Source organism: Roseateles chitinivorans (genome assembly GCF_002761755.1).
Taxonomy (GTDB): domain Bacteria; phylum Pseudomonadota; class Gammaproteobacteria; order Burkholderiales; family Burkholderiaceae_C; genus Roseateles; species Roseateles chitinivorans.
Window position 1 is genome coordinate 1 of record NZ_PEOG01000032.1, and the last position, 12,123, is coordinate 12,123.

Genomic DNA, 12,123 nt, shown 5'->3' on the forward strand with positions numbered 1-12,123 from the left:
GACATAGCCGGGCAGGGCGGTGCTGGGGCGGCCCGTGCTGTAGAGCACCAGCGTGTCCGCGCTGGAGCCCGGCGGGGGCGGCAGCGTGCGCGACTGGCGCAGCGGGCCCGCCGGCAGCAGCCGGCCGTTGCCCAGGCCGCGCTCGTCGAAGACGAGGATGCTCAGTTGCCGCGGCAACCGCCAGTGCTGCAGGCCGTCGTCGGAGACCAGCACCTGGATCCAGGGGCAGGCCTCGAGCAGCGCGCGCGCCGCCGCGATGCGGTCGCGACCCACGGCCACCGGCACGCCGGCGCGCAGCTTGATCAGCAGCGGTTCGTCACCGACGTCCTCGGCGCGGTCGCCCTCGGCGATGACGCGAACCTGGGCCTCGTCCGCGCGGCCGTAGCCGCGCGAGATGACACCGGCGCGCAGGTTCATCCGCTGGAGCGTGTCCAGCAGCGCGAGGGTGGTGGGGGTCTTGCCCGCGCCGCCGACGACCCAGTTGCCGACGACGATGACCGGCACCGGCAGCGGCTCGCTGCGCTTCAGGCCGAGCCGGTAGAGCGCCACGCGCAACCGGATCACCGCGCCGTGCAGCGCGGCCAGGGGACGAAGCAGGTGAGCCAGGCGGTCGTCGTCGCGCCAGGCGCGCTGCAGCCGGTCCTCGAGTGCCGGCCGGGTCATGCGCGGGTCCGGCCGACCGCGGCGCCCACGGCGGTCATTGCGGCTTGTTGGCGGCGAAGGTCAGTCGCGTCAGGTTGGCGCGGCGCGCCGCGTCCATCGCGTTGACCACCGCCTGGTGCGGCGTCGCCGCGTCGGCGGAGACGATGACCACCGGCTCCTGCTTGCCTTGCGCAGCTTGCAGCAGCGCGGCGGTCAGCAGGTCGACGCTGCGACCCTCGACCGCATTGCGGTCGATCGCATAGCGACCATCCGCCGAGATCGCCACGATGATCTCGGCCGGCCGGTCCTTGAGCTGCTGGGCGTCCGCCGTCGGCAGCGTCAGCTGCAGTTCGGTGAACTTGGAGTACGTGGTCGACAGCATCAGGAAGATCAGCACGACCAGCAGCACGTCGATGAACGGGATCAGGTTGATCTCCGGTTCCTCGCTCTGGCGACGGCGGAACTTCATGCCTTGGCCTTGCCCGGCGCGGGCGTGGCGACCGGCGGCGGCACGGTCACCGGACCCGAGTTGGCCGCATGCGCGCCGGCGGGCATCGCGCGGTTCACCAGGTGCGTCAGCAGGCGCTCGCTGGCCTGTTCCATGTCCACGACGTAGGCCTCGATGCGGCCGCGGAAGTAGCGGTAGAACATCAGCGACGGGATCGCCACGATCAGGCCGAACGCGGTGTTGTAGAGCGCGATCGAGATGCCGTGCGCCAGCAGGCCGGGGTTGTTGCCGGTGGGACTCTGGCTGCCGAAGATCTCGATCATGCCCACCACCGTGCCCAGCAGGCCCAGGAGCGGCGCGGCCGCGGCGATCGTGCCCAGGGTGTTGAGGTAGCGCTCCATCTGGTGGATCGCATGGCGGCCGGCCAGTTCGAAGACCTGGCGCAGGCGGGCCTCGCCGGCACGCGGATCGGCCTGGGAAGCGCGCAGGCCGGCGGCCAGCACCTGGCCCAGCAGCGAGTTCTCGGCCAGCTTGCCGACGACCTCGCCGCTCGGGATCTGCAGCTGGGTCACGCCCAGCACTTCCTCGATCAGGCTGGGCGGCGCCACCCGGGCGGCGCGCAGGCTCACGACACGCTCGATGATCAGCGCCAGGGCCACGACGGAACACAGCAGCAGCGGCCAGATCGGCCAACCGGCGGCTTGTATGATCGAAAACAAGGCTTTCCCTCCGTTCGGGCATCTCCGGCCCGGCGGCGCATTATGGCGCCACGCCGCCTGCGCTTCGAGCGCCGCGGCCCCTCATCACAAGCCCTTACAAACATCCACCAAACCTGTGGATAACTTTGTGGGCAACTGGTCTCGGAACCGCGCCAGGGCCCGTGGCCAAACGGCAAGGATTGGCCTGCTCCAAAAACAGGCAGGAAAAAGCTTTTGAAAAACAAGCGCTTATCGATATGTGACGCGGGCATGACGGGCAATATGGCCCGCGGAGCCAGCATTGGCGCGGCTGTGGAGTTCCCGACCCGCGCCGTTGCTGGGTTTGCGCATGATTGACGCCCCGAAACCCGCATCGCCACGGATGGTCTGGGGCGTCGCGGCCCTGTTGACGGCCCTTTCCGACGCATTGCAGGCGAGATTCCCCGTCGTGACGGTGCAAGGCGAGCTGTCGGGCTTCACCCGCGCCGCCAGCGGCCACTGCTACTTCAGCCTGAAGGATGCCGACGGGCAGCCGGCGATGTTGCGCTGCGCGATGTTCCGGCGTGCCGCGTCGATGGTCGATTTCGCGCCGCGCGACGGCATGACGGTCGAGTTGAGAGGCCGGCTGGACCTCTACGGGCCGCGGGGCGAACTGCAGTTCATCGTCGAGGCCATGCGTCGTTCGGGCGAAGGCGCGCTGTATGAGCAGTTCCTGCGGCTGAAGGCGAGGCTGGAGGCGCAGGGCTGGTTCGACCCCGACCGCAAGCGCCGCCCGCCGCCCTATGCGCGCCGGATCGGGGTGATCACCTCGACCGGCGGCGCGGCCTTGCACGACGTGCTCACCGCGCTGCGTCGGCGTGCGCCGCATGCGCGGGTGTTCATCTATCCGACCCTGGTGCAGGGCAACGAGGCCCCGCCGGCGATCGTCCGCGCACTGGCCGCGGCGAACGCGCGCGCCGATGCCGAGGTGCTCCTGCTGGTGCGCGGCGGCGGCTCGCTGGAGGACCTCTGGGCCTTCAACGACGAGCGCGTTGTGCAGGCGGTGGCCGAGTCCGCGCTGCCGGTGATCTGCGGTGTCGGGCACGAGACCGACATCACCCTCGCCGACCTGGCGGCCGACCTGCGCGCCCCGACGCCGACCGCCGCCGCGGAACTCGCCACGGTCGCCCGCCAGCAATGCCTGGAGACGCTGGACGCGCTGGAGCGTCAGCTGCGGCGCCGCGTCGAGCAGCGCCTGGATGCGGCGGCGCAGCGGCTGGACCGGCTCGCGCTGCGGCTGGCACGGCCAGGCGACGCACTGGCGCGACAACGTCGGCGACTCGACCTGCTGTCCCAGCGGCTGGGACAGGTCGCGCCACGGACCGTGTCGATGGAGACGCAGCGGCTGCGCCATCTGGAGCAACGCCTGGCCCAGGTCGCCCCGCGTGCCGCCGCCATGGAGCAGCAGCGGCTGCGGCACCTGGCGCAGCGCCTGGACCGCGCCCTGCCGCAGCAGGCGCAGCGCGGCGCGCAACGGCTGGACACGCTGGCGGCGCGGCTGGAAGCGCTCGACCCACGCCAGGTGCTGGCGCGCGGTTATGCCTGGCTGGACGATGGCCAGGGGCGGGCGCTCGGGTCGGTCGACCAGCTCCATGAGGGTCAGGACTTGCGCGCCGTGCTGGCCGACGGCGAGGCCGACCTGCGGGTCGGACGCCTCGTTCGCCGGGTACGCTGAGGGGCGGCCGGCGCCTGGCGGTGGCGGGTACGCGTGCTCCCGGCAGGGGCATGATTTCGCTGCCTACAATCGCCCGCGACATCCGTCCCACCACCAACCCATTAGGAGTCCCTCATGGAACACGTCCTGCCCGAGCTGCCGTACGACAAGAAGGCGCTGGAGCCGCACATCAGCGCCGAGACCTTCGAGTACCACCACGGCAAGCATCACAAGGCCTACGTGGACAACCTGAACAACCTGCAGAAGGGCACCGAGTTCGAGAGCAAGACGCTGGAAGAGATCGTCAAGACCTCGACCGGTCCGATCTACAACAACGCCGCGCAGATCTGGAACCACACCTTCTTCTGGTCCTGCATGAAGCCCAACGGCGGCGGCGCGCCGACCGGCAAGCTGCTCGACGCGATCAATGCCAAGTGGGGCAGCGTCGACGCCTTCAAGGAAGCCTTCCAGAAGAGCGCCGTCGGCAACTTCGGTTCCGGCTGGACCTGGCTGGTGAAGAAGGCCGACGGCAGCGTCGACATCGTCAACACGGGCGCCGCCGGCACCCCGCTGACCACCGCCGACACCGCGCTGCTGACCATCGACGTGTGGGAACACGCCTACTACATCGACTACCGCAACGCGCGTCCGAAGTTCGTCGAGACCTTCCTGAAGAGCCTGGTCAACTGGGACTTCGCGCAAGCCAACTTCGGCAACTGAGGCCGCGGCGTCCGCCCGAGCGGGCGCCGGATGGACCAACGGCCCGGGATCGCTCCCGGGCCGTTGTCGTTTCAGGCGGCCACGCGGCGCCGCGGTGTCACTTGGGCCAGGGGCCGCCGCGCAGCTTCGAGCCGGCCTTCAGGCCGCGCTTGTCGAACCAGCCCTTGTTCATTTCCAGCACGTAGCGCACCGGCTTGGTGGAGCAGTGCGAAGCGTCGGACAGCGGCTGCATCTCGACGATGTTGACGATGGTGCCGTCGTCGGCGACGAACGCGGCCGACAGCGGGATCAGCGTGTTGCGCATCCAGAAGCACTGCTGCGCCGGCTGCTCGAAGACGAAGATCATGCCGGCGTTCGGAGCCATCTCCTTGCGGGCCATCAGGCCGATGGCGCGCTGCTCATCGGTGCGAGCGACCTCGGCATGGATCAGGTGCATGCCAGCGCCGAGTTCCACGACCGGCAGGCCGGTCTGCGGGATCTGCTGTGCGACGGCGGGCGTGGCTGCCGACAGCGCGGAAATCAACAGGGCGGTCGACAGGGCGACAGACGATGCAGCGCGTTTGATATTGAGCATGGCATGACCTCGAGGATGGGCGGATTATCGCGGCCATGTTGCCCGCCCCCGCCGCCTCGGCCGATGCCGGCGCCGTGGGCGCCGACATCGGGCCCGCCAATCGCCCGCGCCGCGACGCGTCGATGACGCCTCTCGTCCGCCCCGACCAGGGCGCACCTCGTTCACCGGGAGACGAAGGGCTCGACGAAGCGCTGCGCTCGATCACGGCGTGGCGTGTCGAGACGAGCGGCGAGCGCATCGCGCGCTCGCGGTTGCGCGTATCGGGCATGCATTGCGCCGCCTGCGCCGGGCTGATCGAGGCCACGCTCCTGGCGCGCCGCGGGGTTCGAGCGGCGCAGGTGAACGCCTCGACCCAGACCCTGGTGCTGGACTGGTCGCCGGCGGCCGTGCCGTTCCAGGCGCTGCGGCAAGCCGTGATGGCCGCGGGTTACGACCTCGCCCCAGATCTCGCCGGTCCCGCGCGCGAGTTGCGCCGGCGGGAGCACCGACAGGCCGTCTGGCGGCTGTTCGTGGCCGGCTTTCTGATGATGCAGGTGATGATGCTGGCGTGGCCGTCCTACGTGGCCGCCCCTGGCGAGATGGCGCCGGACCAGGCCGCGCTGCTGCGCTGGGGCCAGTGGGTGCTGACGCTGCCGGTCATGCTGCTGGCGGCCGGGCCGTTCTTCCGGGCCGCCTGCTCGCAGCTGCGACAGCGCCGGATCGGCATGGATGTGCCGGTGGCCCTGGGACTGGGGGTCGCCTTCGTCGCCGGCAGCGGCGCGACGCTGGATCCTGGCGGCCTCTTCGGGCACGAGGTCTACTTCGACTCGATCACGATGTTCGTGGCCTTCCTGCTGGGCGCGCGCTATCTGGAGCTGCGCGCGCGGCACCGCGCCGCGCAGGCGATCGAGGAGGCCGCCGGCGAGCTGCCGGAGCTGGTCGAGCGCCTGAAGCCCGACGGCACCGTCGAGTCTGTGCCGGTCGGGCAACTGGCGGCGGGCGACATCGTGCGCGTGGCCGCTGGCCAGCGCATCCCGGCTGATGGCACCGTGGAGGCCGGCGTTGGGGCCGCCGACGAGTCCCTGCTGACGGGCGAATCCAGACCGGTCGCGAAGGCGCGTGGCGACGAGGTCCTCGCTGGCAGCCTGAATCTCCACGGCGTGCTGACGCTGCGGGTGCGGCAGGTCGGTGAGGAGACCCGGCTGGCTGCCATCCGCCAGCTGATGGCGCAGGCCTTCCAGGACCGTCCGACGACGCTGCGCATGGCCGACCGGGTAGCGGGATGGTTCCTGGCGATGGTGCTTGTGCTGGCCGGCTTGGCCGCGCTCGCATGGCAACTCATCGACCCCTCCCGGGCGGTGGCCGTGGCGGTGTCCGTGCTGATCGTGACCTGTCCCTGCGCCCTGTCGCTGGCGGCGCCGGCGGCCTGGGTCGCCGCCGCCGGCACATTGGCGCGTCGCGGCTTGCTGCTGTCGCGGCTCGATGCGATCGAGACGCTGGCGGACATCGACACGGTGGTGATGGACAAGACCGGCACGCTGACCGACCCCTCGCCCCGGCTCCGGCGCCAATGGCCCGAGACACTCGACAGCGAGACGCGATCGGCGGCGCTCACGCTCGCAGGCGCATCGCTCCATCCGCTGGCGCGCGCGCTCGCGACAGCGATCGGCGCCGAACGCGACGCCACGCGCCCGGCGGAGACGGCGCGGCACTGGGCGATCGACGAGTTCAGCGGTCGAGGCCTGGAAGCGCTGGCCGACGATGGACGGCGATGGCGGCTCGGCGCGCCGCGCTGGGCGTTGGCCCAGGCCGACGGGGAGGCGTGGCGATCCGGTCTTGCCGATGCGCAGGTCGTGCTGTCCTGTGACGGCATCCCGCGAGCGGGGTGGGACTTCGACGAGGTGCTGCGTGATGACGCGCGAATGGCCGTCGCAGCCTGGCGCGAGCGCGGGCTCGATGTGGAACTCCTGTCCGGGGATGCGCCGGAGCGGGTCGCCGCGATCGCGGCCCGGGTGCACCTCACGCGATGGCGCGGCGGCGCCAGTCCCGAGGAGAAGCTGGCTCATGTGGCGGCCTTGCAGGCCTGCGGCCATCGCGTGCTGATGATCGGCGACGGCATCAACGATGCGCCGGTGCTCGCTCGTGCGCAGGTCTCCGTGGCGATGGGGCAGGGCGCCGACCTCGCCAAGTCGCGCGCGGATGCGCTGCTGGTCTCGGACCGGCTCGGTGCGATCACCGCCGCGCTCAGCCTGGCGCGACGTACCCGCCAGGTGGCGCGCCAGAACCTGGCCTGGTCGGCGCTCTACAACGCGGCTTGCGTGCCGATGGCGCTCGTGGGCTGGCTGCCGCCGTGGGCGGCTGGTCTGGGCATGGCGACGAGCTCGCTGCTGGTGGTGGCCAACGCTGCACGCCTCGGGCGTGACACGGCGATCCGCCGGTGACTCCACCCCGCGCCTTCTCGAACATCGATCCGGAGCCTCGCCATGGACATCCTCTACCTGCTGATTCCGTTCTCGGTCGTGTTGGTCCTGCTGGTGCTGATGGTCTTCGGCTGGGCGGTGCAGGACGGACAACTCGAGTCCCTGGACCGCGAAGGTCAACGAATCCTCGAGGACGACATCAGAGCTTGACCGCCATCAACACGCTCCCGAACCCGGCGCCGAACAATCGCCGCCAATCGCGCGATGAGCGCCTGGAGGAGCCAGCATGGCAAGCAAATCGGAGTCAACAGGAGCGCCCGCCGCCGCGCCCAGCTACGAGGACGGCGTGGTCCGCGCCTTCGCGCTGGCCGCAGTGCTGTGGGGCGTGGTGGGAATGCTGGTCGGCGTGGTCATCGCCGCGCAGCTCGCCTGGCCGGAGCTGAATTTCGGCATCCCCTGGCTCAGCTATGGCCGGCTCAGGCCGTTGCACACCAACGCGGTGATCTTCGCCTTCGGCGGCTGCGTGCTGATGGCCACCGCCTTCCATGTGGTCCAGCGCACCAGCCATGTGAAGCTGTTCGCCCCCGCCCTGGCGTGGTTCACCTTCTGGGGATGGCAGGTCGTCATCGTGCTCGCCGCGATCACGCTGCCGCTGGGCCTGACCACCGGCAAGGAATACGCCGAGCTCGAATGGCCCATCGACGTGCTCATCGCCGTGGTCTGGGTCGCCTACGCGATCGTCTTCTTCGGCACGATCGGCGTTCGTCGGGTGCGCCACATCTACGTGGCCAACTGGTTCTTCGGCGCGTTCATCATCGCGGTGGCGCTGCTGCACATCGTCAACAGCGCCGAGATCCCGGTGTCGCTGACCAAGAGCTACTCCGCCTATGCGGGCGTCCAGGATGCGATGGTGCAGTGGTGGTACGGCCACAACGCGGTCGGCTTCTTCCTGACGGCCGGCTTCCTCGGCCTGATGTACTACTACATCCCCAAGCAGGCGAACCGGCCGGTCTACAGCTACCGGCTGTCGATCGTCCACTTCTGGGCGCTGATCTTCACCTACATGTGGGCGGGTCCCCACCACCTGCACTACACCGCGCTGCCGGACTGGGCGCAGAGCGTCGGCATGCTGTTCTCGCTGGTGCTGCTGGCGCCGAGCTGGGGCGGGATGATCAACGGCGTCATGACGCTCAGCGGCGCCTGGCACAAGCTGCGCGACGACCCGATCCTGAAGTTCCTGATCGTCGCCCTGTCGTTCTACGGCATGTCGACCTTCGAGGGGCCGATGATGTCGATCAAGACCGTCAATGCGCTCTCGCACTACACCGACTGGACCGTCGGCCATGTGCACAGCGGCGCGCTCGGCTGGGTGGGCTTCATCTCGATGGGGGCGCTGTACCACCTGATCCCGCGCATGTATGGCCGCGTCGAGATGTACTCCAAGCGCGCCATCGAGCTGCACTTCTGGATCGCCACGCTGGGCATCGTGCTCTACATCGCCGCGATGTGGATCGCCGGCGTCATGCAGGGCCTGATGTGGCGCGCGGTGAATCCGGATGGCACGCTGACCTGGACCTTCGCGGAGAGCGTCAAGGCGACCTATCCGTTCTACGTGGTCCGACTGCTGGGCGGCCTGATGTACCTGAGCGGGATGTGCCTGATGGCCTGGAACGTCGTGATGACGGTCCGTGTCGGCCGCCCGGCGCGCCATCCCATTCCCGGCGCCGCATTCGCGGCCGCCGCCTGACAGCACGGACCCCAAGGAGCACGTCATGGCCAACGCCCATGCCCCCGCCACCGGTCACGAGCGCATCGAGACCAGCAACTTCCTGATGATCGTGCTGGTGCTGCTGACGGTGATCGTCGGCGGCATCGTCGAGATCGTTCCGCTGTTCTTCCAGCGCTCCACCACGCAAGCCGTCGAGCATCTGAAGCCCTATTCGCCCCTGCAACTCGCCGGCCGCGATGTCTATATCCGCGAGGGTTGCTACAACTGTCACTCGCAGATGATCCGCCCGCTGCGCGCCGAGACGCTGCGCTACGGGCATTACTCGGTCGCTGGCGAGTTCGTCTACGACCACCCCTTCCAGTGGGGGAGCAAGCGCACCGGGCCGGACCTCGCGCGCGTCGGCGGCAAGTACAGCGACGAGTGGCACCGCCTGCACCTGACCAATCCGCGTGACCTGGTGCCTGAGTCCAACATGCCGGCCTACGCGTGGTTGTCGGCCGCGACGCTCGACCCGAAGGAACTCGCGCCCAGGATGCGCGCGCTGCGCGCCGTGGGCGTGCCCTACACCGACGACGAGATCGCCAAGGCGGGCGCCGAGGTGCAGGGCAAGACGGAGATGGATGCCGTCGTCGCCTACCTGCAGGTGCTGGGCACCGCGCTGAAGCCGTGAAGGAGCACCGTCATGCCTGACATCGATGTGAATGTCCTGCGCTCCGCGGTGACCGTGCTGTCGCTGTTGGTGTTCGCCGGCATCGTGGTCTGGGCCTATGCCCGCCGTAACCGGGAACGATTCGAAGACCAGGGGGCGCTCGTCCTGTCGGACGACGATGCCGCGCTCCAAGGAGGTCGTCATGAGTGATTTCGTTTCGAACGGCTGGTCGCTGTTCGTCGCCCTCGCCACGGTGCTGGGACTGGCCCTGTGCCTGGCCTTGCTGATCATCGCCAGCCGCCGCAAGGTGATGGCCGCCGACAACTCGACCGGCCATGTCTGGGACGAGGACATCCGCGAGCTCAACAACCCGCTGCCTCGGTGGTGGATGGTGCTGTTCGTGCTGACGGTGGTCTTCTCGGCCCTCTATCTGGCGCTGTATCCGGGTCTGGGCGGCTATGCCGGACGACTGGGCTGGTCGAGCACCGGCCAGTTCGACGCCGAACAGGCCAAGGCCCGCGAGACCATGCGGGCGATCTACGCCAGGTTCGATGGCCTGCCGGTGGAAACAGTGGCCAGGGATCCTCAGGCGATGGGCATCGGCGAACGCCTGTTCGCCAACAACTGCGCCACCTGCCATGGCTCCGACGCCAAGGGGTCGAAGGGATTCCCGAACCTGACCGACAACGACTGGCTGTATGGCGGCAGCGGCGAAACCCTCGTCGAGACGATCACGCGCGGTCGGGAAGGCACCATGCCGCCGATGGCGGCGGCGGTCGGCAACGGTGAGGACGTCCGCAACCTGGCGCATTACGTGCTGAGCCTGTCGGGCAGTCCGCACAACTCCGTGGCGGCGGCGCTGGGCAAGTCCAGATTCACGGCCTGCGCCGCCTGCCACGGCATGGACGGCCGTGGCAATCAGGCGCTGGGCGCTCCCAACCTCACCGACAAGGTCTGGCTGCATGGCTGGGGTGAGACCGCGATCGTCGCGATGATCAACAACGGCAAGCACAGCCACATGCCCGAGCACGGCTCCCGTCTGAGTCCCGAACAGATCCGCGTGCTGGCGGCCTATGTCTGGGGGCTGTCTCATGAGCGGCCCTGAGCTCAGAACGATCTCGCTGTATGCGTCCGAGGCGAAGGTCTACCCGCGCGCGGTGCACGGATGGTTTGCCTTCTGGCGCTGGACGCTGGTGTGGGCGACACAACTGCTGTTCTATGGGCTGCCCTGGCTGAACTGGAACGGTCGGCAGGCCGTCCTGTTCGACCTGGACGCGCGGCGCTTCCTGATCTTCGACCTGATCCTGTACCCGCAGGACTTCATCTATCTGACCGCCTTGCTGGTCGTGTCCGCTTTCGGGCTGTTCTTCTTCACCGCGGTGGCGGGGCGGCTGTGGTGCGGTTACGCCTGCCCGCAGACCGTCTACACCGAAATCTTCCTGTGGATCGAGCGGCACACCGAGGGTGACCGCGCGGCGCGCATCCGTCTCGACAAGGAGGGGTGGTCGATCCGCAAGCTGGGGCGCAAGACTGCGAAGCACGCCGCATGGCTGGCCGTGTCGCTCTGGACCGGTTTCACCTTCGTCGGCTATTTCGAGCCGATCCGCATGCTCGGCGAGAACGCCATGCTGGCCGCGCTCAGCGGATGGGAAATCTTCTGGATCCTGTTCTACGGATTCGCGACCTACGGCAACGCCGGCTACCTGCGTGAGCAGGTCTGCAAGTACATGTGTCCCTATGCCCGTTTCCAGAGCGCGATGCTGGATCGGGACACCTTGATCATCAGCTATGACGTCGAGCGCGGTGATCCGCGCGGTCCGCGCTCGAAGAAGGCGGACCTGTCCACCGTTGGGCTTGGCGCTTGCGTCGATTGCCAGCAATGCGTGCACGTGTGCCCCACCGGCATCGACATCCGCAAGGGCCTTCAGTACGAGTGCATCGGATGCGCCGCCTGCATCGACGTCTGCAACGACGTGATGGACAAGTTCGGCTATCCGCGCGGCCTCATCCGGTACGCCACGCAGAACGGCATGCAGCACCGCTGGAGCACCGGCCGCCAATGGCGACGCGTGTTGCGGCCTCGGGTGTTGATCTACGGGGCGATCTTGCTGGCGGTGTCGACTGCGCTCGTCTGGAGTCTGGCCGTGCGGCTGCCTTTCAAAGTGGACGTGGTGCGCGATCGCGCGTCGCTGGCGCGGGAGGTCGAGGATGGTGTCGTGGAGAACGTCTATCGCCTTCAAGTCATGAACGCCGCCGAGTCGACCCAGGTGTTCGCGCTGGACGTCGATGGCATCGCCGGCCTGCGGGTCGCGTCTCCCCAGGGGCGATTGACGCTCGCGCCCGCCGAGGCACGCTGGGTCACCGTGTCGCTGCGGCTGCCGCCCGAGCAGGCGCGGCGGCTTGGGCCGGGCGTGCATCCGATGCGGTTCTCGATCCGCCAAGTGGCGACTGCCGGTCAGCACGGGGGAGGCGAGGCGCGAGAGCTGCTCGAGAAGTCCACCTTCGTCGTGCCGCGATGAAGGCGCCCTCTGAAGCCGCCATCCTGTCCGTCCCTCTTCGACGCCTCAACCT

General features: G+C 69.0%; 13 protein-coding genes. 9 read left to right on the plus strand and 4 right to left on the minus strand.

Going from position 1 to position 12,123, the window contains the following annotated elements:
- The 3 genes from lpxK to CS062_RS13110 form a co-directional block, all read right to left on the minus strand.
- Positions 1-663 (minus strand): tetraacyldisaccharide 4'-kinase (gene lpxK, locus CS062_RS13100; RefSeq protein WP_099862073.1); only part of this gene is annotated, 663 nt, incomplete at its 3' end.
- A 34-nt stretch (positions 664-697) separates the two neighbouring features.
- Entirely contained in the window at positions 698-1,111 is a 414-nt protein-coding gene (locus CS062_RS13105; protein ID WP_091732241.1) for an ExbD/TolR family protein, read from the minus strand.
- Positions 1,108-1,809: a MotA/TolQ/ExbB proton channel family protein gene (locus CS062_RS13110; protein ID WP_099862074.1), complete on the minus strand. Its 702-nt coding sequence runs from the start codon at positions 1,807-1,809 to the stop codon at positions 1,108-1,110. The genes CS062_RS13105 and CS062_RS13110 overlap by 4 nt, the downstream gene beginning before the upstream one ends.
- 328 nt (positions 1,810-2,137) lie before the next feature.
- On the opposite strand from CS062_RS13110, the gene xseA reads away from it, so the two are divergent.
- The gene (xseA, locus tag CS062_RS13115; RefSeq protein WP_099862075.1) at positions 2,138-3,502 is read left to right on the plus strand and encodes an exodeoxyribonuclease VII large subunit; all 1,365 of its coding nucleotides are present in this window, start codon (positions 2,138-2,140) and stop codon (positions 3,500-3,502) included.
- 114 nt (positions 3,503-3,616) lie between these two features.
- Positions 3,617-4,201, plus strand: a complete 585-nt coding sequence (locus CS062_RS13120; protein WP_099862076.1) for a superoxide dismutase — start codon at positions 3,617-3,619, stop codon at positions 4,199-4,201.
- 97 nt (positions 4,202-4,298) lie between these two features.
- Here the strand turns inward: CS062_RS13120 and CS062_RS13125 are convergent, their stop codons facing one another.
- A complete protein-coding gene (locus tag CS062_RS13125) occupies positions 4,299-4,775 on the minus strand; it encodes a DUF192 domain-containing protein (RefSeq protein WP_099862077.1) in 477 nt (158 codons plus the stop codon).
- Positions 4,776-4,810: 35 nt separating this feature from the next.
- Here CS062_RS13125 and CS062_RS13130 point away from each other — a divergent pair, with 35 nt between their 5' ends.
- The 7 genes from CS062_RS13130 (at position 4,811) to ccoG (ending at position 12,071) form a co-directional block, all read left to right on the plus strand.
- Positions 4,811-7,195: a heavy metal translocating P-type ATPase gene (locus CS062_RS13130; RefSeq protein ID WP_233218040.1), complete on the plus strand. Its 2,385-nt coding sequence runs from the start codon at positions 4,811-4,813 to the stop codon at positions 7,193-7,195.
- 42 nt (positions 7,196-7,237) lie between these two features.
- The gene (gene ccoS / locus CS062_RS13135) at positions 7,238-7,384 is read left to right on the plus strand and encodes a cbb3-type cytochrome oxidase assembly protein CcoS (RefSeq protein ID WP_099862078.1); all 147 of its coding nucleotides are present in this window, start codon (positions 7,238-7,240) and stop codon (positions 7,382-7,384) included.
- Between the two features lie 76 nt (positions 7,385-7,460).
- Positions 7,461-8,921 (plus strand): cytochrome-c oxidase, cbb3-type subunit I, encoded by a 1,461-nt coding sequence (gene ccoN / locus CS062_RS13140; protein ID WP_099862079.1) that lies wholly within the window; start codon positions 7,461-7,463, stop codon positions 8,919-8,921.
- A 25-nt stretch (positions 8,922-8,946) separates the two neighbouring features.
- The gene (gene ccoO / locus CS062_RS13145; RefSeq protein WP_099862080.1) at positions 8,947-9,573 is read left to right on the plus strand and encodes a cytochrome-c oxidase, cbb3-type subunit II; all 627 of its coding nucleotides are present in this window, start codon (positions 8,947-8,949) and stop codon (positions 9,571-9,573) included.
- Between the two features lie 12 nt (positions 9,574-9,585).
- A complete protein-coding gene (locus CS062_RS13150) occupies positions 9,586-9,762 on the plus strand; it encodes a cbb3-type cytochrome oxidase subunit 3 (RefSeq protein WP_199174236.1) in 177 nt (58 codons plus the stop codon).
- The gene (ccoP, locus tag CS062_RS13155; RefSeq protein WP_099862081.1) at positions 9,755-10,657 is read left to right on the plus strand and encodes a cytochrome-c oxidase, cbb3-type subunit III; all 903 of its coding nucleotides are present in this window, start codon (positions 9,755-9,757) and stop codon (positions 10,655-10,657) included. Before CS062_RS13150 ends, ccoP begins: the two co-directional genes overlap by 8 nt.
- Complete coding sequence (ccoG, locus tag CS062_RS13160) at positions 10,644-12,071, plus strand: cytochrome c oxidase accessory protein CcoG (RefSeq protein ID WP_233218041.1); 1,428 nt, start codon at positions 10,644-10,646, stop codon at positions 12,069-12,071. Before ccoP ends, ccoG begins: the two co-directional genes overlap by 14 nt.
- The last annotated feature ends 52 nt before the right edge of the window (positions 12,072-12,123 follow it).

Bases quoted from the DNA above. Each gene is read 5' to 3' on its own strand.
- ccoS (WP_099862078.1), top strand. From the start codon at position 7,238: ATGGACATCCTCTACCTGCTGATTCCGTTCTCGGTCGTGTTGGTCCTG.
- CS062_RS13130 (WP_233218040.1), top strand. From the start codon at position 4,811: ATGTTGCCCGCCCCCGCCGCCTCGGCCGATGCCGGCGCCGTGGGCGCC.
- CS062_RS13150 (WP_199174236.1), top strand. From the start codon at position 9,586: ATGCCTGACATCGATGTGAATGTCCTGCGCTCCGCGGTGACCGTGCTG.
- ccoN (WP_099862079.1), top strand. From the start codon at position 7,461: ATGGCAAGCAAATCGGAGTCAACAGGAGCGCCCGCCGCCGCGCCCAGC.
- CS062_RS13105 (WP_091732241.1), bottom strand. From the start codon at position 1,111: ATGAAGTTCCGCCGTCGCCAGAGCGAGGAACCGGAGATCAACCTGATC.
- xseA (WP_099862075.1), top strand. From the start codon at position 2,138: ATGATTGACGCCCCGAAACCCGCATCGCCACGGATGGTCTGGGGCGTC.
- ccoO (WP_099862080.1), top strand. From the start codon at position 8,947: ATGGCCAACGCCCATGCCCCCGCCACCGGTCACGAGCGCATCGAGACC.
- ccoP (WP_099862081.1), top strand. From the start codon at position 9,755: ATGAGTGATTTCGTTTCGAACGGCTGGTCGCTGTTCGTCGCCCTCGCC.
- CS062_RS13125 (WP_099862077.1), bottom strand. From the start codon at position 4,775: ATGCTCAATATCAAACGCGCTGCATCGTCTGTCGCCCTGTCGACCGCC.
- CS062_RS13120 (WP_099862076.1), top strand. From the start codon at position 3,617: ATGGAACACGTCCTGCCCGAGCTGCCGTACGACAAGAAGGCGCTGGAG.
- ccoG (WP_233218041.1), top strand. From the start codon at position 10,644: ATGAGCGGCCCTGAGCTCAGAACGATCTCGCTGTATGCGTCCGAGGCG.